This is a genomic window from Streptomyces sp. NPDC002580 (genome assembly GCF_042889485.1).
Lineage (GTDB): Bacteria > Actinomycetota > Actinomycetes > Streptomycetales > Streptomycetaceae > Streptomyces.
The window spans coordinates 137,753-161,705 of record NZ_JBIAQZ010000013.1; the positions used below are offsets into that span (position 1 = coordinate 137,753).

Consider the following 23,953-nt stretch of genomic DNA (forward strand, 5'->3'; position numbering starts at 1 on the left):
TTGCGCGGGGCTTCCGTTACCCAGCCGGTACGCGCACCTGTACGGGCTGCTACGACACGTGTCCGATTGCTACCGGATCGTGATGCTCAAGTTCCCCTCAGATGTGATGACGCTGGTCGTGCGGCATCACTACTGTCCTCCGAAACCGAGGAGGACGGAGCCCAAAAGCGATGACCGACGTATCGGCGGTCCAGGACGCCAAGCCCACCACCGAAGAACTGGTCGTCCTGAAGAGCGTCAACAAGCACTTCGGCGCGTTGCACGTGCTCCAGGACATCGACCTGACGATCACCCGCGGCGAGGTCGTCGTGGTCATCGGACCCTCCGGGTCCGGGAAGTCCACCCTGTGCCGCACCATCAACCGTCTGGAGACGATCGACTCGGGGGACATCTCGATCGACGGCAGGCCGCTGCCCCAGGAGGGCAAGGGGCTCGCCCGGCTCCGGGCCGACGTGGGCATGGTCTTCCAGTCCTTCAACCTCTTCGCGCACAAGACCGTGCTCGAGAACGTGATGCTGGGGCAGGTCAAGGTCCGCAGGACCGACAAGAAGGCGGCGGAGGAGAAGGCCCGCGGGCTGCTCGACCGCGTCGGTGTCGGCACGCAGGCCGACAAGTACCCCGCACAGTTGTCGGGCGGCCAGCAGCAGCGTGTCGCGATCGCCCGGGCGCTGGCCATGGATCCCAAGGTCATGCTCTTCGACGAGCCGACCTCCGCGCTGGACCCCGAGATGATCAACGAGGTCCTCGAAGTCATGCAGCAGCTCGCCCGGGACGGCATGACCATGATCGTCGTCACCCACGAGATGGGGTTCGCCCGTTCGGCTGCCAACCGTGTCGTCTTCATGGCCGACGGCCGCATCGTCGAAGAGGCTGTGCCGGACCAGTTCTTCAGCAACCCACGCAGCGACCGTGCCAAGGACTTCCTCTCGAAGATCCTGCACCACTGACGTCCCGCCCATGCGGGACAGCTCGCTCACCCGCCCGCCGACGGCCTCAAGTTCTTCCTCACTCAAAGGATGTTCACCATGAAGCTCCGCAAGGCAGCCGCCGTCTCGGCCGCCGTACTGGCTCTCGCCGCGACCGCCACCGCGTGCGGTTCCGACGACAAGAACGACAGTGGGTCCTCGTCCTCGGGCGGCGGCAAGATCAAGGTCGGCATCAAGTACGACCAGCCCGGTCTCGGACTGAAGCAGCCCGACGGCTCCTTCGCCGGCTTCGACGTCGACGTCGCGACCTACGTGGCCAAGGAGCTCGGCTACAAGCCGGACCAGATCGAGTTCATCGAGACCAAGAGCGCCGACCGTGAGAACGCGATCTCCCGCGGCGACGTGAAGTTCATCGCGGCCACCTACTCGATCAACGACGAGCGCAAGCAGAAGGTCGACTTCGCCGGCCCGTACCTGCTGGCCCACCAGGACCTGCTCGTCAAGAAGGACTCGGACATCACCAAGGGCACGGACCTCAACGGCAAGAAGCTGTGCTCCGTGACCGGTTCGACCTCGGCGCAGAACGTCCAGAAGACGATCGCCCCGAAGGCCAGCCTGAAGCAGTACAGCGGCTACTCGGAGTGCATCGCCGCCCTGCAGAGCGGCGCCGTGGACGCGGTGACCACCGACGACTCGATCCTCGCGGGCTTCGCCGCCCAGGACAAGTACAAGGGTCAGTTCAAGCTCGCCGGGCTCAAGCTGAGCAACGAGAACTACGGCATCGGCCTCAAGAAGGGCGACGCCGAGCTGGAGAAGAAGATCAACGCCGCCCTCACGAAGATGGTGAGCGACGGCGCCTGGAAGACGGCGGTCGAGAAGAACTTCGGGACGAACTACAAGTACGAGCAGGCCCCGAAGATCGGCGTGATCGTCAAGTAGCGCGGCGACCGCCGACCAACGCAGGGACCTTCAGGTAACGCAGGAATCCGCGGTTCACGCGGGGTTCCGCAGGTGTGCCGCCGCCCGGCCGCGATCACGGCGGCGGCACACCGCGTCCGCCAGTACGCCACCACCCGGAAGCGCGGGAGATCGTGTTCGACTTTCTTCAAGGTTATGACGTCCTAGGGGCGTTCTGGATGACGGTGAAGCTCACCCTCGTCTCCGCCCTCGGCTCCCTGGTCCTGGGCACCCTGCTGGCCGCGATGCGGGTCAGTCCGGTCCCGCTCATGCGCGGATTCGGCACCGCCTACGTGAACATCGTCCGGAACATCCCGCTGACCGTGATCATCGTCTTCAGCTCGCTCGGTCTCGCGGACATCTTCGGTGTCACCCTGGGCGCGCCCGACGACTTCGATGTCCAGGGTTTCCGGCTCGCGGTACTCAGTCTCGTCGGCTACCACGCGGCCTTCGTCTGCGAGGCGCTGCGCTCCGGCATCAACACCGTGCCGGTCGGACAGGCCGAGGCGGCCCGCGCGATCGGGCTGAGCTTCAGCCAGACGCTGCGGCTCGTCGTGCTGCCGCAGGCGTTCCGTTCCGTCATCGTCCCGCTGGCGAACGTACTGATCGCCCTGACCAAGAACACGACCGTGGCCGCCGCCATCGGCGTGGCCGAGGCCGCCACCCTGATGAAGACGATGATCGAGAACGAGGCCCAGACGGTGCTCATCGCCGCGGTCTTCGCCTTCGGGTTCGTGGTCCTGACCCTCCCCACCGGCCTCTTCCTCGGCTGGCTGGGCAAGCGCATGGCGGTGAAGCGATGACCTCCGTCCTCTACGACGCCCCCGGCCCCCGGGCCAAACGCCGCAACCTCGTGCTCTCGGCGCTCTTCGTCGTCCTGCTCGCCCTGTTCCTCTGGTGGATCTGGCTGGCCATGGATGACAAGGGCCAGCTGAAATGGGACCTGTGGGAGCCGTTCACCACGGCGAACGCCTGGAGCACCTACCTGTGGCCGGGGCTCCTCGGCACCCTGAAGGCGGCCGCGCTCAGCATGGTGATCGCCCTTCCGCTGGGCGCCGTCTTCGGCATCGCGCGGATGTCCGACCACCGCTGGGTGCGCGTTCCCGCGGGCGCCGTGGTCGAGTTCTTCCGGTCGATCCCGGTCCTGCTCCTCATGCTGTTCGCGAACGAACTCTTCGCCAAGTCCTCGAACATCCCCAGCGAGGACCGTCCGTTCTACGCGGTCGTCACCGGCCTGGTGCTCTACAACGCGTCGGTCCTCGCCGAGGTCGTACGGGCGGGCATCCTCGCGCTCCCCAAGGGACAGACGGAGGCCGCGTACGCGATCGGTCTGCGCAAGGGCCAGACGATGACCAGCATCCTGCTGCCGCAGTCGGTGACGGTGATGCTCCCGGCGATCGTCAGCCAGCTCGTCGTCATCGTGAAAGACACCGCGCTGGGCGGCGTGATGATCGGGTACTCGGAACTCCTCACCGCGCGGAGCACGCTCGCGGCCAACTACGCCAACGTCATTCCGAGTTTCATCGTGGTCGCCGCCATCTTCATCGTGGTGAACTTCGCGATCACCAGCTTCGCGTCCTGGCTGGAGGGCAGGCTGCGGCGGGGCAAGAAGACGACCGGTGCGGTGCTCTCGGCGAACGACGCGTCGATCGCCGGCTCCGCGGCGACCGGCGCGGGCGGGGCGGGCGGGGCCTCTTTCTGACGAGTCGTCCGACGAACGGTCGATCCGTCCACCGGGACGGGGGCGAGGGCATGATCACCACCGCCCCCGTCACTTGACGCAAGCAGCGGCAATGGGTTGCATACGTTCTGTGATCGTGCACCCCGCTCCACCTGCCTGTTCCCGTACGTCCCTCAGGACACAGCTCCGGGCGGGGGGCACCGCGTCGTGGACCCGGTGATCATCGTCGGAGCAGGGCCCGTGGGACTGGCACTCGCCCTCGCGCTGGCCCGCCAGGAGGTCCCCTCCGTGGTCCTCGACGAGGGACCCGGCAAGGACGAACAGCGGCTCGCGCGGACCGTGGTGCTGCGCGAGGACACGGTCGCGCTCGTCGAGCGGCTGACGGGTCTCCCGCTCGACGACGCCGGCTTCCGTTGGGCCGGATGGCGGTCGATGCGGCGCAAGCAGGTGATGCGCGAGATCTCGTTCGACGCGGAGGGTCCGGCGGACACGCGGAGCGGGAGCGGCGTCACCGGATCCCGGGCCGACGAGGACTCCCGGAGCCCCGGGTCCCGGGGAAGCGCCGCCGCGCGGGGCTCCGGGACGTCCCGGAGCGCGGAAGGCCCCGCCGAGGGCGAGGAGTTCGCCGCTCCGCTGCACATCGCCCAGCACGCGCTGACCGGCGCCCTGCGCGAGGCCATCATCCACGAGCGGCTCGTCAAGGTGGCCGCGCACAGCCGTCTCGACTCCCTCGAACAGGAGGCGGCGGGTGTCACGGCACACACCCGTGGCCCCAAAGGCACCTGGTGGCGCGGCAGTTACCTGGTCGGCTGCGACGGGCCACGCTCGACGGTACGCAAGCTCCAGGACATCCGCTTCCCCGGACGTACCGCCGTCGAGCGGCACGCCGTGGCGGCCCTGCGTACGGAACTCCCGTGGCCCGGCGAGGCGTTGCTGCACCGGATGCCGCCGTGGCGGACGTCCGGCCCCTCGGTGAGCGAGGTCACCGCCCGCCCTCTCGCGGAGGACGTCTGGCGCCTGGACTGGCTGCTGCCGCCGGGCAAGGACCTGGTCACGCCCGACCTGCTGGTGGCGCGCATCCGGGAGACCCTCGGAGGCTGGAGCGGGGGCACCACCCCCGCGTACGAACTGCTCGACACCGGAGTCCACACCGTCCACCACCGTCTCGCCCGCCGGTGGCGCGCCGGCCGGGTCTTCCTCGCCGGGGACGCCGCCCATCTGCTCGGCGCGCTCGGCACCCAGGGGGTGGACGAAGGGCTGCGGGACGCCGACAACCTCGCCTGGAAACTGGCCCTCGCCTGGCACCACGGCCCGCACAAGGCACTCCTCGACAGCTACCAGGCGGAGCGGCGTGCCGTGGTCGCCGCCCGGCTGCGAGCCGCCGACCAGGCGCTGCCCCTGCTGCGGGGCGGTGGCGGTCTGCGCTCCTACGTCCCCGGATCCGCGCGCGGGCACGACCTGCTGCTCACGGACGGTCACCTGGGTACCGGACCGCTGGGTGCGCCGGGCACGTACGCGAATTCCCCGCTCGCGCCGCCGCAGGCCGACTCGCACGCCCCGGTCGACACCGAGTCGGGCGCACCGGTCGTCGATGTCCTGGTCACCGCGGAGGACGGTTCGTTCGTCCCCCTGAGGGAGCGGCTCGGGCGCGGGGTCCTGCTCGTCGTGCTGATCGCTCCCGGCACGGGCGTGTGGGAGCGCAAGCACTGGGTGACGGCCGGCATCATGCCCCGGCTCGCCGCCGCGGTGACCGCGCTGCCGCACCCCGCCGAACTGCTCGTCGCGGAGAGCTACCCGGGCGCGGCCGCGCACACCGTGCTGCTCGTCCGCCCCGACGGACACCTGGTCACGGCGCTCGGCGGAGTGCGCCCGGCCGACCTGTACGAGGCCGCCGAGGCCACGCTCGGCGGACCGGCTAACGTCCCGGAGACGGCGGAGGCGGCAGCGGGCAGCAGTTGAACGCCCGGTGCCGAGTTGAACGGCCGGGGCCCTTCCGAGCTGGGACTTCCCTGTGCCCCGGACCTCCATGGTCCACATGGTGACGGTGAGTTGACCGGTCTGCGCCACCATGGTGTACTCCGGATCGTGACCGACACCTGTGTGCGCCTGTGGCGGAGGGTCCATATGGACCTCGTCCGCTACGCGGGCTGCGTGTGTCGTCCGTCCTTCTGATTTCGCATCCTTCTCCCCAGCGCGCCGCCCCGTGCCACCGCGCGCTCCCCCGCGAATCCCCAGGACGGTCCGAGTGTCTATGTCACCCTCCGCCCCCACGTCCGCCGTCGCCGTGCCCCGTCCGCCGACGCAGGCCGACCTTCTCGACTTCGTACGCCGTACGGCGGCCGATGCCGAGCTGATCGCCTCGCTCCCCCTCGACCCCGAGGGCCGCACATGGGTGCGGCTCGAAGGCCCGGGAGGCAGCGAGGCCTGGCTCATCGGCTGGCCACCCGGAACCGGAACCGGGTGGCACGATCACGCCGAGTCGGTGGGCGCCTTCCTCACCGCGTCCGGCGAACTCAACGAGAACTCGCTCGCCGCCCGGCTGCCCGCCGACGGCTGGAAGACCCTGGAACTCACCGAAGAGATCGACCGGCAGCGGAAGCTGCCCGCGGGCAACGGCCGCGCCTTCGGTCGCCATCACGTGCACGAGGTCCTGAACGAGTCCCTCGACGAACACGCGATCTCGGTCCACGCCTATTACCCGCCGCTCCCGCAGATCCGCCGCTACAGCCGTACCGGTCAGGTTCTGCGACTGGAGCACGTCGAGCGCCCGCAGGACTGGCAGTGAGCACGCCGCCGCCCGTCGGCATCGACAGCTTGCTGGAGCAGGTCCGCGCGGGCCTGGACCGGGTGGAGCCCGAGGAGGCGTTCGAGGCCGTGCGGGCCGGCGAGGCGCTTCTCGTCGACACCCGGTACGCCGCCCTGCGGGAACGCGACGGCCTGGTCCCCGGCGCCCTCGTCATCGAGCGCAACGAACTGGAGTGGCGGCTCGACCCCACCGGCAGTCACCGCGCCCCTCAGGCGACGAGCCATGACCTGAGGATCGTGGTGTTCTGCGACGAGGGGTACGCGTCCAGCCTGGCCGCCGAGTCGCTGCGTCGACTCGGGCTGCACCGGGCCACCGATCTGGTCGGCGGCTTCCAGGCGTGGAAGAGCGCGGGCCTTCCGGTGACGACCACCGACACGAGGACCTGACCCGCCTCGCGCACGGGGGTGGGCACCTCGGGCATCACCTGTCCTGAAGGATGAGGGGCGTCCCCCTGCGCACCCCCGGTGACGGATCGCGCCCGGACCGGCTCCTTGACCAAGGCTGGAGCTCCGGGCGGCTCGGACACCAGTGGCGCCTGCCCACGCGCCCCCGGTGACGGGTCGTGCACGGACCGGCTTCCGTCCAAGGGGCGGGCGCCTCAAGCGGCTCGGGCGCCGCTCGGGACGAGGGCCGAGGGGTCCCGAAGGGTGCGGCCCATGCGAGCACCCTGACGGCGGGGGCCGGCAGGCGGCCACCGCATCGAGGCCGCACGCGTCCGGCGATCAGAATCCCTCGTCGCCGAGCCCCTCCGTGTCCTCGCCCTCTTCCTCCAGCGCCTGCCGGACCACGCGCAGGGCCATGCCCTGGGAGTAGCCCTTGCGGGCGAGCATGCCCGCGAGGCGCCTCAGCCGCTTGTCGCGGTCGAGCCCACGGGTGGAGCGCAGCTTGCGGGCGACCAGGTCGCGCGCGGTCGCCTCTTCCTGCTCGGAGTCGAGCTGTCCGACGGCCTCGTCGATCAGCGTCGGCTCCACGCCCTTGGTCCGCAGTTCCTGGGCGAGCGCCCGTCTGGCCAGACCCCGGCCATGGTGCCGGGACTCGACCCAGGCGTCCGCGAAGGCGCTGTCGTTGATCAGCCCGACCTCCTCGAACCGTGACAGCACCTCGTCCGCCACCTCGTCCGGGATCTCGCGTTTGCGCAACGCGTCCGCGAGCTGCTTCCGGGTGCGCGGGGTCCCGGTGAGCAGGCGCAGGCAGATCGCGCGCGCCCGCTCAGCCGGGTCCCTCGGGGACTCCCCCTTCTCGGCCCTCGACGAGGAGGGGGTGTCTCCGTCCTGCGGGTCGTCGGACGGCTCACCGGAACCGCCCCGTCTCCGACGCCCTCGTCCATCACGCGGTCCACCGTCGCCGCGTCCACCACGTCGGGAGGCCGCGCCCGTCAAGCCACGACCGCCCGGCAGGCCGTCACCCCGCCGCGCGTCACCGCCCGTCGAACCGCCGTCCTCCGGACCGGTGTCGTGGAAGCCGTCGGTGAGACGGAGCCCGTCGGCGGCGCCGTACGGCGTTCCGCCGTACCCCCCGTCGTCGTACGAGCCGTCACCGTCTCCGGTCGAGCCGCTGTCGCCCCCGCCGTACCCCTGCCGGTCTCCCTCGGGGGTGAGGGGGTGGGTGTACTCGGCCCAGTCGGTTCGTCGTGTCATGGACTAGCTCTTGGCCGCCGCGGCCCTGGACTTGGTGGTCTTGGCCGCCGGAGCGGGCACCGACTTCGCGGCGTCGTCCGGGGCGGCCGAGACCGCCGCGTCCGCGCCAGGCGCGGCGGCGGGCTGCTCCGGCCTCACACCGACGCCCAGCTTCTCCAGGATCTTCTTCTCGATCTCGTTGGCGAGGTCGGGGTTGTCCTTCAGGAAGTTGCGCGCGTTCTCCTTGCCCTGGCCGAGCTGGTCGCCCTCGTACGTGTACCAGGCGCCGGCCTTGCGGACGAAGCCGTGCTCCACGCCCATGTCGATCAGGCCGCCCTCGCGGCTGATGCCCTGCCCGTAGAGGATGTCGAACTCGGCCTGCTTGAAGGGCGGCGCGACCTTGTTCTTGACGACCTTGACGCGCGTGCGGTTGCCGACCGCGTCCGTGCCGTCCTTCAGCGTCTCGATGCGGCGGATGTCGAGTCGCACCGAGGCGTAGAACTTCAGCGCCCGGCCACCCGTCGTGGTCTCCGGGGAGCCGAACATCACGCCGATCTTCTCGCGGAGCTGGTTGATGAAGATCGCGGTGGTCTTCGACTGGTTGAGCGCGCTGGTGATCTTCCGCAGGGCCTGGCTCATCAGACGAGCCTGCAGACCCACGTGCGAGTCGCCCATCTCGCCCTCGATCTCGGCGCGCGGCACCAGGGCCGCGACGGAGTCGATGACGATCAGGTCGAGCGCGCCGGAGCGGACCAGCATGTCCACGATCTCCAGGGCCTGCTCGCCGTTGTCCGGCTGCGACAGGATCAGGTTGTCGATGTCGACGCCGAGCTTCTTCGCGTACTCGGGGTCGAGGGCGTGCTCGGCGTCGATGAAGGCCACCTGGCCGCCGGCCCTCTGCGCGTTCGCCACCGCGTGCAGGGTCAGGGTCGTCTTGCCGGAGGACTCCGGGCCATATACCTCCACCACTCGGCCGCGCGGCAGGCCGCCGACGCCGAGCGCGACGTCGAGCGCGGTCGACCCGGTGGGGATGACCTCGATGGGCTCATTCGGCCGCTCGCCCAGACGCATCACGGCGCCCTTGCCGAACTGCCGTTCAATCTGCGCGAGCGCGGCGTCGAGCGCCTTCTCGCGGTCGGTTCCTGCCATGGGTTCCACCCGGTTTGCTTGAGTCGATCGCTTCACGTCAAAGACGCTAACGCCTGCCACTGACAATGCGCCCCGACGCCCATCCGGCCTGTGGATAACTCGGGCACATATCAGCCGAAACCATGCCTCAATCCCCGTCGAGAGCACCGCCGGAACTTCAATCAGAATGGATGTTCGATTTTTGTGTCAAGCACACCACGCGGCACCTCCGAAACTACGTTCACGCTCCGACGACGCGCCGGACGTCCCCGCGGGCCGGAGCCGGCACCCGTCCGGTCGCCGCTCCCGGGCCGCGCGCTACTCCCCCGGTCGTACCGCCGGTGCCTCCGGCCGGACGACGACGCGACGCGGTCCGCGCGCCAGGCTGTGGGCCATGCGAACGACGAGGACCAGCCTTCCGACCAGGACCCGCCCCCTGACGCCGCCGAAGCCGGCGCTGCGGCCCGCCGAGTGGCTCTGCTGCGCGACGGGCGTCCTGCTCGTCCTCTCGGGGTGCCTGCATCTGCTGGTCCTCGCCGTGGACGGCGGCCCGTGGGACGGTCCCGTCTCCTGGCGCAAGCCCGTCACCTTCGGGCTCTCCTTCGGGCTGACGCTGATCGCGATCACCTGGGTCACGTCGTACGTGCGGGTGGGGGCGAGGCTGCGCACGACTCTGCTCGTGGTGTTCGCCGCGGACTGCGTGGTGGAGGTCGGCGGGATCACCCTCCAGGCGTGGCGCCGGGTGCCCTCGCATCTCGACATGGAGACCGGCTTCGACACGGCGGTGTCCATGATGCTCGCGGTCGGCGGAGGGGTTCTGGTCGTGCTGCTGACCGTGTTCGCCGTCGCCTCGTTCCGTGACCGGCCCACGGGCCCTTTGGGCATGCCGCTCGCCGTGCGCTCCGGGTTCGCGATCCTGCTCGTCGCGCTGGCCTCGGGCGCCGCGATGATCGCGCGCGGGGTCGTCCTCACCCGGACCGGCCACCAGGAGGCCGCGTACCACTCGACGGCTCCGCTCAAGCCGCTGCACGGGGTGAGCCTGCACGCCGTCCTCGTCCTGCCCGCGCTGGCCTGGCTGCTGTCGCGCACCGACTGGACCGACAAGGTCAGGCAGCGGGTCGTGTACGGGGCCGTCGGCTGCTACGCGGCGGCCGTCGTCGGCACCGGTGTCCAGTCCGTCCTCACCTGGTGAACGTCACCGCCGCCCGGTGAACGTCACCGGCACCGGTGCGGGGCACCGGCACTCGTGCACGTCACCGGACTGGTGCGGGTCACCGGCCGAACAGCCGCCGCACGCGGGCGGCGAGCCCGGCCGGGTTGCGCGTACGGTGCCCGTGCACCCGCGGGTCGTCCGTGACGTCGTACCGCTTCACGTACGCCCCGAGGAACGCCTGGAGGGTGGCGACGGCGGGGATGGCGATCAGCGCGCCGACCGCCCCGAGGAGCGCGGTGCCCGCGATGACGGACCCGAAGGCGACCGCGGGGTGGATGTCCACCGTCCTGGAGGTCAGCTTGGGCTGGAGCACGTAGTTCTCGAACTGCTGGTAGATCACGACGAAGACGAGCACCCACAGCGCGTACCAGGGGTCGATCGTGAACGCGATCAGCATCGGCAGGGCGCCCGCGAGATAGGTGCCGATGGTCGGGATGAACTGGGAGACCAGGCCCACCCACACACCGAGCACGGGCGCGTAGGGCACGCCGAGCGCCTCCAGCAGGATGTAGTGCGCCACACCCGAGATCAGTGCCATCAGGCCGCGTGAGTACAGATAGCCGCCGGTCTTGTCGACGGCGATCTCCCAGGCGCGCAGCACCTCGGTCTGCCGGGCCGGCGGGAGCACCGAGCACAGGGCCCGTCGCAGCCGCGGTCCGTCGGCGGCGAAGTAGAACGAGAACAACGAGACCGTCAGCAGCTGGAAGAGTCCTCCCAGGACCTGCCCGGACACGTCCAGGACGCCGGTGGCGCTGTTCTGCACGTACTTCCGCAGCCAGTCGGAGTGGAGCAGGCTGTCCTGGATGTCGACCCGTCGCAGGTCGGTGTGGAAGTGCGCGTTGATCCAGTTGATGACCGAGTCGAGGTACTCGGGGAAACCCTCGACCATCTTGATGATCTGGCCCGCGAGCATCGAGCCGAGCAGGGTGACGAACCCGGCGATCACGATCACCGAGCCGAGAAAGACGAAGAACGCGGCCAGTCCTCTGCGTACGCCCTTGGACGCCATCCAGCTGACCGCGGGCTCTATCGCGAGCGCCAGGAAGAACGAGATGAGAATGTTGATCAGCAGCCCGGTGAGCTGGTGGAACGCCCAACTTCCCAGCTGGAACGCGGCGATGAGCGCGAGGGCGAGCACCATGGCACGCGGCAGCCAGCGGGGCATGCGAGCGCCGTCCGCCACGGCGCCCCCGCCCGGAGGGTCGGGCGGCGTCGTGCCGAACGGTGATGCCTGCTGATCGACCTGCGCGTTCTCGTCTGTCGGGGCCACGGAGCAAGTCTGGCCCACGCCGCCGACAATGGATCCACGCCCCCGGGTCTTACGTCCCCGTCAGTGGTTCTCGGACGGAACGTTCATGGTCGCGCACACCACGCGCCACACGTCCTTGGCCTCCCAGCCCGCGTTCAGCGCCTCCTGGACGGTGTGCCCGCCCAGTTCCGACATCACATGATCGCGCGCGAACGTCTCGGCGTACCCCGCACCGAAGTGCTCCGCCATCCGCTCCCAGAAAACCGTCAACCGCATGACTCCAGTATCCCGCCCCTGAGAGTGGGGCCGAGCCGGGGACCGCCTGCCGAGACCGCTTTCCGTCCTACGGTCTGACGCATGGCCGAAACAGGAGCATCCCCACTCCCCCCGCCGCCCCCCGCGCGGTCCCCGCTGGCACGTGCCGAGCACTTCGTCTGGCTCACCGCGCGCGTGCTGGAACAACGCCGCTTCGCCTATCACTTCCTCGACGGCGGCGCCGACGCGGTGGAGACCGCGCTGGCCGCCTACCGCAACGAGGACGAGGGATACGGTCACGCGCTCGAGCCCGACCTGCGCGGCCCGCTCAGCCAGCCGCTGCACACCGGGCACGCGCTGCGCGTGCTCGACTCCATCGGACGCTGCGGAGGCCGCCGCGTGGAGCGCCTGTGCGGCTATCTGACCTCGGTGTCGACGGCGGACGGCGCACTGCCGGCGGTCCGTCGCGGCCGACGCGACTATCCGACGGCCCCCTTCGTGCCCGTCCTCGACGATCCGCCGAGCGAACTGCTCGCCACCGGCCCGGTGGTGGGCCTGCTCCACCGCAACGAGGTGTGGCACGCCTGGCTGTTCCGGGCCACCGACTTCTGCTGGCAGGCGGTCGAGTCCCTGGAGAAGTCCCATCCCTACGAGATCGAGGCGGCGGTCGCGTTCCTCGACTCCGCGGCCGATCGTCCGCGCGCGGAGGCGAGCGCCGACCGGCTGGGCCGTCTCGTGCGTGAGCAGCGGCTCGCCGCGCTGAACCCCGAGCGCCTGGAGGCGTACCCGGTCGCGCCGGGTTACGCGCCGGGTGAGCACCACTTCCCGCACGACTACGCGCGGACTCCGGACTCTCTCGCGCGCGCGTGGTTCACCGACGAGGAGATGGCGCGCTCCCTGGACCACCTCGCGGACGAGCAGCAGGAGGACGGCGGGTGGCCGATCCGCTGGCGCCAGTGGGCACCGGGCGTCGCCCTGGAATGCCGCCCCATGGTGACGATCGAGGCGCTGCGCACGCTCCGGGCCTACGGGCGGCCCATCGGCTGAGGCGCCCCGGTCCGGCCCGGGACGCCCGATTCCGGACCGGAGCACCCCGTGCCGTGCCGGGGTGTCAGCCCGTCAGCGCGCGGACCCCGGCCGTCACCACCACGGCCGCGGCGACCACCAGCAGGAACGGAGCGCGCAGGATCAGCGCCACCGCGGCCGCCGCGAGCCCCGCCGCCTTCGCGTCGACGACCAGGACGCGCCCGTCGGCGAAGGTCTGCTGGGCCGTGAGGGCGGCCAGGAGGGCGACGGGCAGCAGCGCGGCGAGGCGCCGTACGAGCGGCCGCTCCAGTACGCCCGCGGGGATCAGCAGACCGATGAGCTTGACGGCGTAGCAGCCGACCGCGGTGGCGCCGATGGCGATCCAGATGTTCAACGGTCCTCCCCCGAAGCGTCGTGCGGTGCGCCGGTCGGTGGCGTCTTCGATACATGGGCCGGCGCGTCGTCCGCCCCGTCGGCGGGTGCGTCGGCCGCCCCGGCTCTGCGCCCCGTCACGTAGAGCACCGCGGGGGCGGCCAGGGCGGCCACCAGGACGGGGACTCCGGCGGGCAGCACGGGCAGCAGGCCGAGCCCCAGCAGGACGGCGATTCCCGCGACGGCCCGTTCCGTGGTGGTCTTCAGCATCGGCGCGAGCAGGGCCAGGAACACGGCGGGCCCGGCGGCGTCCAGACCCCACGCGTCGGTGTCGCCGATGGCCTCGGCCCCGGCGGCGCCGAGCAGGGTGGTGAGGTTCCACAGCAGGTACAGGGACAGCCCTGTGACGGTGAAGCCGATACGGACGCCGCGGCGGGTGGGCTGGGCGAGGGCGACGGCGGTGGTCTCGTCGATCACCCACTGCGCGGCGAACGGACGCACCGCGCGCGGGAGAGCGAGCAACTGTGACAGGCGCAGCCCGTAGAACGCGTTGCGCACCCCCAGGAAGAACGCGCCCGCCGCGGCGGTGAGCGGGTTGCCACCGGCCGCGAGAGCCCCTACGAGCGCGAACTGGGACGCCCCGGTGAACACCAGAAGGCTGAGCGCGCAGGACTGCAACAGGGTGAGCCCGCTGCCGGCGGAGGTCACCCCGAAGGCGAAACCGGACAGTCCGACGGCGAGCCCGACCCCGAGAGCGTCCCGGACGACGGCGCCGTCGGATTTTCCGCCTTCTTCACTGCGTATGTCTGCGAGAGCTGTCTGATCTGCCACGCACCGGACGGTACGAGCGGTCGCCCCCCGACGTCTTGTACGTTCTTGCGCTCGCGCTGGTAGGCGCCCGGGGGGACGCCGACGATCCGGGTGAAGTGGCGGTTGAGGTGGGGTTGGTCGGTGAAGCCGACGGCGACGGCCGCCTCGGCGGGCGCGGAACCGGCGTCCAGGAGCCGTCGTGCCCGGCGCACCCTCGCGTCGGTCAGCCAGGTGTGGGGCGGCATCCCGTACGTGTCCCGGAACGCGCGCAGCAACGCGAACGGACTGGTGCCGAGCTCGGCGGCGAGCCCCTCCAGGGTCGGCGGCTCGGTCATGCGCTCCTCCAGCACGCCACGCGCGCGTGCGGCGAGCCGACCGCCCGCGGTACGCACCGGCCGCTGCGGCAGCGGCCCTCCGTTCAGGCGCAGCAGCCGGGTCACGGCGACCCGCAGCAGGGTGTCGGCGGCCAGCGCGTTGCCCTCCTCCGCCGCCCGGAGCACCTGGTGGACCAGTTCCGCCGCGTACGGGTCGTCGAGCACCGGACGGGCGAATCCGGGAGTTCCGCGCAGGGTGGTGGTCTCGGCGGCGATTCCGGCCACCATGTCCGGCGAGGGGTACACCGCGCCGTACCGCCAGCCTTCGGGAACGCCGGCGCGACCGGTGTGCGCGGTGTCGGGGTTGACGAGCGCGAGGGAACCCGGGCCCGCGTACTGGTCGGCGCCGCCGTGGTGGAAGACCTCGACGCCCTCGGTGATGGCGGCGATCACGAAGTTCTCGTGGGTGTGCCGCACGAAGATCTTCTCGACGTAGCGGGCTCGCAGCAGATCGACGCCGGGCAGCTCCGCGTACTGCCAGTGCCGCGCCCGCTCCTGCCCCGAACCTGCCACGTCCCCATTCTCCGCCCCTGCCCCGGGGCCCACCGCCGCGGCCCCACCCGCGTTCCGCCCGGTCGCGGCGTCCTCGCAGGTCAGGGCGATTGTCAGTGGCCGGGTGCAGGATGGACGCATGGTCAGCTCCACGCACCGGGCCCTCGACGGCTTCTCCCCCGCGACCCGTGGCTGGTTCACGGGGGCCTTTCACGCGCCCACCGCGGCGCAGGCCGGGGCATGGGCGGCCATCGGCGCGGGATCGGACGTGCTGGTCGTCGCCCCCACCGGCTCCGGCAAGACCCTGGCAGCGTTCCTCGCCGCGCTCGACCAGCTGGCCTCGACACCACCGCCGTCGGATCCCAGGAAGCGCTGCCGGGTCCTGTACGTGTCTCCGCTCAAGGCGCTCGCGGTCGACGTGGAGCGGAATCTGCGCAGCCCCTTGACCGGCATCCGGCAGGAGTCCGTGCGGCTCGGGCTGCCGGAGCCGGAGGTCAAGGTGGGCATCCGCTCCGGCGACACCCCGCCCGCCGAGCGCAGGGCGCTGGCGACCCGCCCGCCGGACATCCTGATCACGACCCCCGAGTCGCTGTTCCTGATGCTGACCTCGGCCACGCGCGACGCGCTGACGGGCATCGAGACGGTGATCCTGGACGAGGTGCACGCGGTCGCGGGCACCAAGCGCGGCGCCCATCTCGCGCTCACCCTGGAGCGCCTCGACGGACTGCTGCCGAAGCCCGCCCGGCGTATCGGTCTCTCCGCGACGGTGCGTCCCGTGGACGAGGTCGCGCGCTATCTCTCGCCCCAGCGCAAGGTGGAGATCGTCCAGCCACCGTCCGGCAAGGAGTTCGACCTCTCCGTGGTCGTCCCCGTGGAGGATCTGGGCGAGCTGGGCGGGTCTCCCGCCGCGGACGGGAACGACGGCGCGGAGAAGCCCTCCATCTGGCCCCACGTCGAGGAGCGGATCGCCGACCTCGTCCAGTCCCACCGCTCGACGATCGTGTTCGCCAACTCCCGCCGCCTGGCCGAGCGCCTGTGCAACCGGCTCAACGAGATCGCGTACGAGCGGGCGACCGGCGCGCCCCTCGACGAGGCGCACTCCCCGGCGCAGCTGATGGGCGGCTCAGGCGCGACTCAGGGGGCTCCGCCCGTCATCGCCCGCGCCCACCACGGTTCGGTGTCCAAGGAGCAGCGGGCCCAGGTGGAGGAGGACCTGAAGGCCGGCCGCCTCCCCGCGGTGGTCGCCACCTCCAGCCTCGAACTGGGCATCGACATGGGCGCGGTCGACCTCGTCATCCAGGTCGAGTCACCGCCCTCGGTGGCGTCGGGCCTCCAGCGCGTGGGACGCGCGGGCCACCAGGTCGGCGCGGTCTCCACGGGGGTCGTCTTCCCGAAGTACCGGGGCGACCTGGTCCAGGCGGCCGTGGTCACCGAGCGGATGCGCACGGGCTCCATCGAGTCCCTGCGGGTCCCCGCCAATCCGCTCGACGTGCTGGCCCAGCAGCTCGTCGCCATGACGGCGCTCGACACCTGGCACGTCGACGACCTGCTCACCACGGTCCGCCGGGCCGCCCCCTTCGCCTCGCTCCCGGAATCGGCGTTCACCGCCGTGCTCGACATGCTCGCGGGCCGCTATCCGTCCGACGCGTTCGCCGAGCTGAGGCCCCGCGTGGTGTGGGACCGCGTCGCGGGCACGGTCACCGGCCGCCCCGGTGTCCAGCGTCTCGCCGTCACCTCCGGGGGCACGATCCCCGACCGCGGGCTGTTCGGCGTCTTCCTGGCGGGGGCCGATCCCAAGAAGGGCGGCGGCCGGGTAGGCGAGCTCGACGAGGAGATGGTCTACGAGTCCCGGGTGGGTGACGTCTTCACGCTCGGCACGAGTTCCTGGCGCATCGAGGACATCACCCGGGACCGGGTCCTCGTCTCCCCGGCGCCCGGGGTCCCCGGCAGGCTGCCCTTCTGGAAGGGCGACCAGCTCGGGCGTCCGCTCGAACTGGGGCGCGCGGTGGGCGCGTTCCTCCGCGAAGTCGGCTCGCTCCCCCAGGACGACGCCCGTCTCCGCCTGCTCGCGGCGGGCCTCGACGCCTGGGCCGCCGACAACGTGATCGCGTACCTGACCGAGCAGCGCGAGGCGTGCGGCCACATCCCGGACGACCGCACGATCGTCGTCGAACGCTTCCGCGACGAGCTGGGCGACTGGCGTGTCGTCGTGCACTCCCCCTTCGGCGCCCAGGTCCACGCCCCCTGGGCCCTCGCCCTGGGCGCCAAGCTCTCCGAGCGGTACGGCATGGACGCCCAGGTCATGCACGCCGACGACGGAATCGTGCTGCGGCTGCCCGACGCCGACCTGATGAGCCTGGACCTGCTCGACCGGGCGCCCACGAAGGCGGGCACGGAATGGGACGCGGAGAAGGCCCCGGTCGGCGCGGCGGACGTCGCCTTCGACAAGGGCGAGGTCCATCAGATCGTCACGGACCAGGTGGGCGGCTCGGCCCTCTTCGCCGCCCGCTTCCGTGAGTGCGCCGCCCGCGCCCTGCTCCTCCCGCGCCGCAACCCCGGCAAGCGCACCCCGCTGTGGCAGCAGCGGCAGCGCGCCGCTCAACTCCTCCAGGTGGCGAGTGAATTCGGTTCGTTCCCGATCGTCCTGGAAGCGGTCCGCGAATGCCTCCAGGACGTCTTCGACGTCCCGGGCCTGACGGAACTGATGGGCGACATCGAGTCCCGCAAGGTCCGGCTCGTCGAGGTCACGACCCCCGAGCCCTCTCCCTTCGCCCGGTCCCTGCTCTTCGGATACGTCGCCCAGTTCCTGTACGAGGGCGACTCGCCCCTCGCCGAGCGGCGGGCCGCCGCGCTGTCGCTGGACTCACGGCTGCTGGCCGAGCTGCTGGGCCAGGCCGAACTGCGCGAACTCCTCGACGCCGACGTCCTAACCGAGCTGGAGCGCGAACTCCAGTGGCTCACCGAGGACCGGCGGATCAAGGACGTGGAGGGTGTCGCCGACCTGCTGCGTCTGCTGGGGCCGCTCACCGACGCCGAGTTGGCCGAGCGGGGTGCGGAGGCGGGGTGGGCCCAGGATCTGACGGCGGCCCGCCGCGCCATCCGGGTCCGGATCGCCGGAGCGGATCACTGGGCGGCCATCGAGGACGCCGGCCGACTGCGCGACGCGCTCGGCACAGCGCTGCCCGTCGGTGTCCCCGAGGCCTTCACCGAACCGGTCAAGGATCCGCTCGGCGATCTCCTCGCGCGGTACGCGCGCACCCATGGACCGTTCACCTCGACGACGGCCGCCGCGCGTTTCGGTCTGGGTACGGCCGTCACCGACGGCGCGCTGCACCGGCTCGCCGCGAGCGGCCGGGTGGTCCAGGGCGAGTTCCACCCGGCGGGAATCGGTCAGGAGTGGTGCGACGCGACGGTCCTGCGCCGCCTGCGCCGCCGTTCGCTCGCGGCACTGCGTCACGAGCTCGAACCGGTCCCCCCGGCCGCGCTCGCCCAGTTCCTGCCGCAGTGGCAGCACGTGGGCGGCGGCCACGGACTGCGCGGCATCGACGGACTGGTGCGCGCCGTCGAGCAGTTGCAGGGCGCGTCCGTGCCAGCGTCCGCGTTGGAGAAACTCGTCCTGCCCTCCCGCGTCGCGGGGTACACGCCCGCGCTGCTCGACGAACTCACGGCCGCCGGTGAGGTGATCTGGGCCGGTGCGGGTTCGCTGCCGGGCAAGGACGGCTGGGTCTCGTTGTATCTGGCGGACGCGGCCCCCCTGCTCCTTCCGGCCGCGCACCCGCTGGAGCCGACCGCGCTCCACCAGTCGGTCCTCGACACGCTCTCCGGGGGCTACGGCCTCTTCTTCCGCCAGATCGCCGACCAGGTGCGCGCCACCACGCACCCCGACGCCACCGATCCGCAGCTCGCCGACACGATCTGGGACCTGGCCTGGTCCGGGCGCCTCACGAACGACACGCTCGCGCCGATGCGCTCCCTGCTCGGTTCGGGCCGCACCGCGGGGGCCACCGCCCACCGAGCCAAACGCTCCGTCCCGCGCGGACGCTACGGCTCACTCACCGGAGGCGCGCGACCCCGGTCGCATACGGGCCCTCCCACCGTGGCGGGCCGCTGGTCACTGCTGCCCGAGCGGGAACCCGACCCCACCGTGCGCGCCCACGCCCTGGCCCGCACCCTGCTCGACCGGCACGGCGTGGTGACCCGGGGCGCTGTCGCCGCCGAGGGCGTCGAGGGCGGCTTCTCCGCTGTGTACCGCATCCTGTCGGCCTTCGAGGACAGCGGCCAGGCGCGCCGCGGCTATGTGGTCGAGGGTCTCGGCGCCGCCCAGTTCGCGATGGACGGCGCGGTGGACCGCCTGCGCGCGACGGCGACCGCGCGCGACCGGGGCGATACCGTGCCCGTCCCGGCCTTCACCGACAACTCTCCCGGCGCCCATGGTTTCCCCGACGACCACGACCCGCGAAGCGGCGACGACCATGGCACCGGGTACCCCTCCGGTCCCCGCACCGCCCACGGTTCCTTCTCTCACGACGACGGCGCCGACGGCCCCTGGGACTTCACCGACGGCCACGACCCGGCGGACGCCCCCAGCCGTCCACCGTCGTTCGGCCCGGTCGACGTCCCCGGGTTCCCGGATCTCGGCGCGCCTTTGGGCGCCCCCGATTTCCCGGACGCGTCCTCGGGCCACAGCGGCCCCCGGTACCCGAGGAACGGCTCCGACCACCCCGGCAGACCGGGTTTCCCGGGCACCCGTACGCGCACGGGCTCCCCGGCCGTCGTCCTGGCCGCCGCCGACCCGGCGAACGCCTACGGCGCGGCCCTCTCCTGGCCCGAACCCCCCACCGAAGCGGGCCACAAGCCGGGCCGCAAGGCGGGTTCCCTGGTCGTCCTGGTCGACGGTGAGCTGGCCCTCTACATGGAACGCGGCGGCAAGACCCTGCTGGCCTGGCCCACGGACCCGGAGGGATCGGCCACGGAGGACCCCCGCCTGGGCGCGGCGGCGGAGGCCCTCGCCGCGGCCGCCCGCGCGGGTTCGCTGGGCACGGTCACCGTCGAACGCGTCAACGGCGCCTCGGCCCTCACCTCTCCCCTGGGCACGCTCCTGGAAGGCGCGGGCTTCATCGCCACACCCCGCGGACTACGCCTTCGCGCCTGACCCACCGACCCGGCCAGTCACCCACTCGTCGACAGTCGCCACCTATCGCCCGTCACTCGCCCTGTCGTCCGACACCCGGCACCCGGCACCCGGCACCCGGCACCCGGCACCCGACGATGGGCCCTACGCCCCGCCCCCACAACCGGCCGGCCTCGAACCAGCCCCAAGCCCCCGGCCCTGAGCGTTCAACCCCGCCCCGCGCCCCCGAAACACCCGTCCGAAGCACCACCCACCCGTGCCACCCTGGAGTCATGCCCGAAGGAGACACCGTCTGGCAGGCCGCGAAGCGGCTGCACACAGCGCTCGCGGGCAACGTGCTGGTCCTTTCCGACCTGCGGGTGCCTCGGTACGCGACGGCCGACCTCACCGGCCGCCGTGTCCTGGACGTCACCCCGCGGGGCAAGCACCTCCTCACCCGGATCGAGGGCGGCCTGACCCTCCATTCGCACCTGAGGATGGACGGTTCGTGGAAGGTGTACGAAGCCGGGCAGCGCTGGGGCGGAGGACCCGCGCACCAGATCCGGGCCGTTCTCGGCACGGACGACCGCACGGCGGTCGGCTACCGCCTGCCCGTGCTGGAACTGCTCCGCACGACCGACGAGGCCCGCGCGGTCGGTCACCTCGGCCCGGATCTCCTGGGTCCGGACTGGGACCCGGGCAAGGCGCTGGAGAACCTCCTTCGCGATCCCGAGCGCCCGCTCGGTGAAGCCCTCCTCGACCAGCGGAATCTCGCCGGCATCGGCAACGTCTACAAGAGCGAGCTGTGCTTCCTGCTCGGCGTCACCCCATGGCTGCCCGTCGGCGCGCTGCCCGTCGACCGCGCCTCCCAGTTGCCGGTCATCGCCAAGAAGCTGCTGGAGTTCAACCGCGACCGTCCGGCCCGCATCACCACCGGGCGCCGCGCCCCGAACCTCTTCGTCTACGGCCGTGCCGCCCGCCCCTGTCCGCGCTGCGGCACCCCGGTCCGGACGGCGAACCAGGGCGACGGTTCCCGGGAGCGCCCCACCTATTGGTGCCCCCGGTGCCAGAGCGGACCCACCCCGAGGCCGACCGGTGAACACGCCGCCACGGCGTAGGGCCCCACCGGGCACGCAGCCTCGGCACCGGGCCGACGGCACGGCCAGAAACGCGCACAGCGCCGGGCGCCGCGCCGCGCCCCCAGCCCCCAGCCCCCAGCCCCCGCGATCATCCGTCAAGTCCGCACAACTAATTGACGGCCCGTCAGAAACACTCGTACCGTCCTGTCATGGGCCTCCCCGCGTACGACCTCACCGGACGCACCGCATTCGTCACCGGCGCGGCGGGCGGCATCGGCCGCGCGTCCGCGCTCCTGCTCGCGGAGGCGGGGGCCGCTCTGCACTGCGCGGACATCGACGAGAAGGGCCTGCACGAGACGACGACGCTGATCAAGGAGCGGGGCGGCACCGCTCACGGCCACCCGCTCGATGTCGCCGACCGAGCCCAGGTCCGGCAGGCCGTCGCCTCCTGCGGCCGCCTCGACGTCATGGCCGCGATCGCCGGCATCATGCACAGCGGCCCGGTCCTGGAAACCCTGGACGAGGATCTCGACCGGGTGCTGGGCGTCAACTTCAAGGGCGTGCTGTACGCCTGCCAGGAGGCCTCCCGTTCCATGATCGAGAACGGCGTCCGGGGCAGCGTCATCACCATGGCCTCGGGTGCGATCGACACGGGCGGCCCGGGCCTGTTCTGCTACAGCGTGGCCAAGGCGGCCGTCGTACAACTGACGAAGACGCTGGCGACCGAGGTCGGCCCGCACGGCATTCGCGTCAACGCCGTGGCGCCCGGCTGGATCCGCACTCCCATGACCGACCGTCACGGCGAGAAGCAGGCGCACACGGAGGCGTTCATGGCACGCCTGTCACCGCTTGGCCGCGTCGGTGAACCCGAAGACGTCGCCCACGCCGTACTGCACCTGGCGTCCGACGCCTCGGCGTTCACCACGGGCCAGATCCTGCGGCCCAACGGCGGCGTGGCCATGCCCTGGTGACCCGGCCCGTCCCCCGACACCCGCACACCCCTGCGGCCCCGCCCCCGCACAACCCACTTCACCCACGAAGCCACCGCCCCCGCCCGCACGGCCCCTCACCGAACCGCCAGCCCACTTCCCCTCGCGCACCCGCCCAGGCACCCAGCTCCCCCACCCTCGCCCCCGCCCCCGCCCCCGCCCCCGCCCCCGCCCACACCATCCACCACCCCTCTAGCCGGCCCCCGACGCACGCCCCCCACCGCCCTCACCGCTCCCGCTCCCGCCCCCACTCCTGATCCCTCTCCGCCTCCCTCTCCCGCTCCCCCGTCGACGCCAGGCCTCCCGCCAGTGGTCCAACCATCGATCCGACCCCATGGCGCCCACCGCCCGGGACTTCGGGGCGCAGTGGACCGGCAGCAGGCTGAGCCCCCACCCGCTCGCCGCGACCGCCCCTTCGAGCACCCCGGCATCGGGCGCCAGGGCGAGACGGAGCACGCTGCCCCACCACAGGGCGCCCAGCACGAGAGCGGCCGATCCGCGCACTATTCGCCCTGCCACGGCACCCTCCTGCGACACGGCGCCCGGCCGCGGGATCTCACGCGCGAGCAGGGCACACCGACGGGACTCGGAGCCGGAACCGGCCGGGGCGGAACGGTTCCCGGGGCGTCACCCGTTCTCCGCCTGGAACATCCAGTGGTGCTTCTCGAGGTCGGCCGTGATCCCGATGAAGATGTCCTGGCTCACCGGATCCGGGTCGCCCGTGGCGGCCACCCGCTGCCGCATCCGCGTGATCACCGCGCTCAGCGCCTCCACGAGTGTCCGCACGGCGTCGGTGTCCTTGATCCAGCCCTCGGGCGTCGCTCCGATGCCGCTGCTCGTCGCCACCGTCGCGGCCCGCCCGTCCGGCGGAACGCCCAGGGTCGAAGCGCGCTCCGCCACGGTGTCGGAGTGCAGTCGCGCGGTGTCCACCACCTCGTCGAGCTGAAGGTGGACGGATCGGAAGCGGGGTCCCACCACGTTCCAGTGGACCTGCTTCGCCACGAGGGAGAGGTCCACCAGGTCGGCCAGTGCGCCCTGCAGCGCCTCGGCGACGGTCTTCAGGTCCGCGTCGGACAGCGAGCTCTTCACGACGTACATGCACATCCTCCGGTCCACGACGCCCCCGGCACCCCGGCTCACGACCGCACCGGTGCCGAAGGCCGGCGGAGTCATCCGCGACGTCCTCGACGATGGCATCGGGCAGTCGGCGAGGACATCGCCGTCGACACCGCCGATGACGATCACGACGCCGCTCGGACGTCGGACGGTGACGGCCGATCGGCCTCGCCGCACCTCCACCATGAAGGCCGCACCGAATACCGGCAAATGGATCCATGAGGGGCAGTGGCCGTCCCCGGCCGGCCCGGTGGGCTCCGGGCGACGCGAGAGCCCCGGCCCGGCTCCTCCAGGTCTCCCTGGGGAAGCCCCGGCCGGGGCTCTCGATGTACGCGTGCTCAGCTCATGGAACGCGAGCTGTGGGGCGTCAGGCGGCGACGACGTCCACCGCTTCGGCAGGCGCCTTGATCGTGACCCGCTCCGGTGGCACACCGGTCACCGAAACGGAGTTGAGCATCGGGCGACGCACCGGTGCGGGCACCGGTTCCGTGGCCGCAGCCGACTGTGCCAGCTCGGCGAGGGCGAGCTCGTCGCTCACTTCCCGCATGAGCTCGGACATCCGTACGTCCAACGCGTCGCAGATAGCGGAAAGCAGCTCGGAGGATGCCTCCTTCTGCCCCCGCTCCACCTCGGAGAGATAGCCGAGTGAAACTCGGGCGGACGAGGAGACTTCGCGCAGAGTACGGCCCTGGCGCTGGCGCTGCCGACGCAGCACGTCACCCAGCAGGCGACGGAGCAGAATCATCGGTGGCTC

22 protein-coding genes are annotated in these 23,953 nt (G+C 71.7%); 13 read left to right on the plus strand and 9 right to left on the minus strand.

Annotated features, from left to right (window positions below):
- Window positions 1–170 precede the first annotated feature (170 nt).
- The 8 genes from ACFYW7_RS33540 to ACFYW7_RS33575 all read left to right on the plus strand — a co-directional run bounded on the left by ACFYW7_RS33540 (window position 171) and on the right by ACFYW7_RS33575 (window position 6,756).
- Complete coding sequence (locus ACFYW7_RS33540) at window positions 171–947, plus strand: amino acid ABC transporter ATP-binding protein (protein ID WP_389509375.1); 777 nt, start codon at window positions 171–173, stop codon at window positions 945–947.
- Window positions 948–1,025: 78 nt separating this feature from the next.
- The gene (locus tag ACFYW7_RS33545) at window positions 1,026–1,865 is read left to right on the plus strand and encodes a glutamate ABC transporter substrate-binding protein (protein WP_389509377.1); all 840 of its coding nucleotides are present in this window, start codon (window positions 1,026–1,028) and stop codon (window positions 1,863–1,865) included.
- Between the two features lie 152 nt (window positions 1,866–2,017).
- A complete protein-coding gene (locus ACFYW7_RS33550; protein ID WP_389509438.1) occupies window positions 2,018–2,686 on the plus strand; it encodes an amino acid ABC transporter permease in 669 nt (222 codons plus the stop codon).
- Complete coding sequence (locus tag ACFYW7_RS33555; protein WP_389509379.1) at window positions 2,683–3,585, plus strand: amino acid ABC transporter permease; 903 nt, start codon at window positions 2,683–2,685, stop codon at window positions 3,583–3,585. The genes ACFYW7_RS33550 and ACFYW7_RS33555 overlap by 4 nt, the downstream gene beginning before the upstream one ends.
- Window positions 3,586–3,771: 186 nt before the next feature.
- On the plus strand, window positions 3,772–5,523 hold the full coding sequence (locus ACFYW7_RS33560) for an FAD-dependent monooxygenase (RefSeq protein WP_389509381.1): 1,752 nt from the start codon (window positions 3,772–3,774) through the stop codon (window positions 5,521–5,523).
- A 141-nt stretch (window positions 5,524–5,664) separates the two neighbouring features.
- Entirely contained in the window at window positions 5,665–5,736 is a 72-nt protein-coding gene (locus ACFYW7_RS33565) for a putative leader peptide (RefSeq protein ID WP_318658241.1), read from the plus strand.
- Window positions 5,737–5,815: 79 nt separating this feature from the next.
- Window positions 5,816–6,349: a cysteine dioxygenase gene (locus ACFYW7_RS33570; RefSeq protein ID WP_389509441.1), complete on the plus strand. Its 534-nt coding sequence runs from the start codon at window positions 5,816–5,818 to the stop codon at window positions 6,347–6,349.
- Complete coding sequence (locus ACFYW7_RS33575; RefSeq protein ID WP_389509383.1) at window positions 6,346–6,756, plus strand: rhodanese-like domain-containing protein; 411 nt, start codon at window positions 6,346–6,348, stop codon at window positions 6,754–6,756. The genes ACFYW7_RS33570 and ACFYW7_RS33575 overlap by 4 nt, the downstream gene beginning before the upstream one ends.
- A 336-nt stretch (window positions 6,757–7,092) precedes the next feature.
- On the opposite strand, the gene recX is transcribed toward ACFYW7_RS33575, so the two are convergent.
- Both recX and recA read right to left on the minus strand, forming a co-directional pair.
- Window positions 7,093–8,007: a recombination regulator RecX gene (gene recX, locus ACFYW7_RS33580; protein WP_389509385.1), complete on the minus strand. Its 915-nt coding sequence runs from the start codon at window positions 8,005–8,007 to the stop codon at window positions 7,093–7,095.
- Between the two features lie 3 nt (window positions 8,008–8,010).
- Window positions 8,011–9,135, minus strand: coding sequence for a recombinase RecA (gene recA / locus ACFYW7_RS33585; RefSeq protein ID WP_389509387.1), 1,125 nt, complete (start codon window positions 9,133–9,135; stop codon window positions 8,011–8,013).
- Window positions 9,136–9,508: 373 nt separating this feature from the next.
- On the opposite strand from recA, the gene ACFYW7_RS33590 reads away from it, so the two are divergent.
- Window positions 9,509–10,306 carry a hypothetical protein gene (locus tag ACFYW7_RS33590; RefSeq protein ID WP_389509389.1) on the plus strand — a complete coding sequence of 266 codons (798 nt, stop codon included), beginning with the start codon at window positions 9,509–9,511 and terminating at the stop codon, window positions 10,304–10,306.
- 79 nt (window positions 10,307–10,385) lie between these two features.
- Here ACFYW7_RS33590 and ACFYW7_RS33595 read toward each other — a convergent pair whose 3' ends face one another.
- Entirely contained in the window at window positions 10,386–11,597 is a 1,212-nt protein-coding gene (locus ACFYW7_RS33595; RefSeq protein ID WP_389509391.1) for an AI-2E family transporter, read from the minus strand.
- A 60-nt stretch (window positions 11,598–11,657) separates the two neighbouring features.
- On the minus strand, window positions 11,658–11,852 hold the full coding sequence (locus ACFYW7_RS33600; RefSeq protein ID WP_389509392.1) for a DUF3046 domain-containing protein: 195 nt from the start codon (window positions 11,850–11,852) through the stop codon (window positions 11,658–11,660).
- A gap of 81 nt (window positions 11,853–11,933) precedes the next feature.
- On the opposite strand from ACFYW7_RS33600, the gene ACFYW7_RS33605 reads away from it, so the two are divergent.
- On the plus strand, window positions 11,934–12,878 hold the full coding sequence (locus ACFYW7_RS33605; RefSeq protein ID WP_389509394.1) for a hypothetical protein: 945 nt from the start codon (window positions 11,934–11,936) through the stop codon (window positions 12,876–12,878).
- Between the two features lie 64 nt (window positions 12,879–12,942).
- Here ACFYW7_RS33605 and ACFYW7_RS33610 read toward each other — a convergent pair whose 3' ends face one another.
- From ACFYW7_RS33610 to ACFYW7_RS33620, 3 genes are read right to left on the minus strand one after another with little or no spacing between them, the layout of a single operon-like run.
- A complete protein-coding gene (locus tag ACFYW7_RS33610) occupies window positions 12,943–13,251 on the minus strand; it encodes an AzlD domain-containing protein (protein WP_389509396.1) in 309 nt (102 codons plus the stop codon).
- A complete protein-coding gene (locus ACFYW7_RS33615) occupies window positions 13,248–14,033 on the minus strand; it encodes an AzlC family ABC transporter permease (protein ID WP_389509443.1) in 786 nt (261 codons plus the stop codon). The genes ACFYW7_RS33610 and ACFYW7_RS33615 overlap by 4 nt, the downstream gene beginning before the upstream one ends.
- The gene (locus ACFYW7_RS33620) at window positions 13,934–14,926 is read right to left on the minus strand and encodes an AraC family transcriptional regulator (protein WP_389509398.1); all 993 of its coding nucleotides are present in this window, start codon (window positions 14,924–14,926) and stop codon (window positions 13,934–13,936) included. The genes ACFYW7_RS33615 and ACFYW7_RS33620 overlap by 100 nt, the downstream gene beginning before the upstream one ends.
- Before the next feature lie 118 nt (window positions 14,927–15,044).
- Here ACFYW7_RS33620 and ACFYW7_RS33625 point away from each other — a divergent pair, with 118 nt between their 5' ends.
- The 3 genes from ACFYW7_RS33625 (at window position 15,045) to ACFYW7_RS33635 (ending at window position 22,065) form a co-directional block, all read left to right on the plus strand.
- The gene (locus tag ACFYW7_RS33625) at window positions 15,045–20,057 is read left to right on the plus strand and encodes an ATP-dependent helicase (RefSeq protein ID WP_389509400.1); all 5,013 of its coding nucleotides are present in this window, start codon (window positions 15,045–15,047) and stop codon (window positions 20,055–20,057) included.
- Between the two features lie 251 nt (window positions 20,058–20,308).
- On the plus strand, window positions 20,309–21,133 hold the full coding sequence (locus tag ACFYW7_RS33630) for an Fpg/Nei family DNA glycosylase (protein ID WP_389509402.1): 825 nt from the start codon (window positions 20,309–20,311) through the stop codon (window positions 21,131–21,133).
- A 170-nt stretch (window positions 21,134–21,303) separates the two neighbouring features.
- Window positions 21,304–22,065 carry an SDR family NAD(P)-dependent oxidoreductase gene (locus tag ACFYW7_RS33635; RefSeq protein ID WP_389509404.1) on the plus strand — a complete coding sequence of 254 codons (762 nt, stop codon included), beginning with the start codon at window positions 21,304–21,306 and terminating at the stop codon, window positions 22,063–22,065.
- 645 nt (window positions 22,066–22,710) lie between these two features.
- Here the strand turns inward: ACFYW7_RS33635 and ACFYW7_RS33640 are convergent.
- Both ACFYW7_RS33640 and ACFYW7_RS33645 read right to left on the minus strand, forming a co-directional pair.
- Window positions 22,711–23,181 carry a Dps family protein gene (locus ACFYW7_RS33640; RefSeq protein WP_389509406.1) on the minus strand — a complete coding sequence of 157 codons (471 nt, stop codon included), beginning with the start codon at window positions 23,179–23,181 and terminating at the stop codon, window positions 22,711–22,713.
- A 385-nt stretch (window positions 23,182–23,566) separates the two neighbouring features.
- A complete protein-coding gene (locus ACFYW7_RS33645; RefSeq protein ID WP_037620346.1) occupies window positions 23,567–23,944 on the minus strand; it encodes a helix-turn-helix domain-containing protein in 378 nt (125 codons plus the stop codon).
- Window positions 23,945–23,953: the final 9 nt, after the last annotated feature.

Bases quoted from the DNA above. Each gene is read 5' to 3' on its own strand.
- ACFYW7_RS33570 (WP_389509441.1), top strand. From the start codon at position 5,816: ATGTCACCCTCCGCCCCCACGTCCGCCGTCGCCGTGCCCCGTCCGCCG.
- ACFYW7_RS33545 (WP_389509377.1), top strand. From the start codon at position 1,026: ATGAAGCTCCGCAAGGCAGCCGCCGTCTCGGCCGCCGTACTGGCTCTC.
- ACFYW7_RS33625 (WP_389509400.1), top strand. From the start codon at position 15,045: ATGGTCAGCTCCACGCACCGGGCCCTCGACGGCTTCTCCCCCGCGACC.
- ACFYW7_RS33590 (WP_389509389.1), top strand. From the start codon at position 9,509: ATGCGAACGACGAGGACCAGCCTTCCGACCAGGACCCGCCCCCTGACG.
- recA (WP_389509387.1), bottom strand. From the start codon at position 9,135: ATGGCAGGAACCGACCGCGAGAAGGCGCTCGACGCCGCGCTCGCGCAG.
- recX (WP_389509385.1), bottom strand. From the start codon at position 8,007: ATGACACGACGAACCGACTGGGCCGAGTACACCCACCCCCTCACCCCC.
- ACFYW7_RS33640 (WP_389509406.1), bottom strand. From the start codon at position 23,181: ATGTACGTCGTGAAGAGCTCGCTGTCCGACGCGGACCTGAAGACCGTC.
- ACFYW7_RS33605 (WP_389509394.1), top strand. From the start codon at position 11,934: ATGGCCGAAACAGGAGCATCCCCACTCCCCCCGCCGCCCCCCGCGCGG.
- ACFYW7_RS33630 (WP_389509402.1), top strand. From the start codon at position 20,309: ATGCCCGAAGGAGACACCGTCTGGCAGGCCGCGAAGCGGCTGCACACA.
- ACFYW7_RS33600 (WP_389509392.1), bottom strand. From the start codon at position 11,852: ATGCGGTTGACGGTTTTCTGGGAGCGGATGGCGGAGCACTTCGGTGCG.
- ACFYW7_RS33540 (WP_389509375.1), top strand. From the start codon at position 171: ATGACCGACGTATCGGCGGTCCAGGACGCCAAGCCCACCACCGAAGAA.
- ACFYW7_RS33645 (WP_037620346.1), bottom strand. From the start codon at position 23,944: ATGATTCTGCTCCGTCGCCTGCTGGGTGACGTGCTGCGTCGGCAGCGC.
- ACFYW7_RS33635 (WP_389509404.1), top strand. From the start codon at position 21,304: ATGGGCCTCCCCGCGTACGACCTCACCGGACGCACCGCATTCGTCACC.
- ACFYW7_RS33555 (WP_389509379.1), top strand. From the start codon at position 2,683: ATGACCTCCGTCCTCTACGACGCCCCCGGCCCCCGGGCCAAACGCCGC.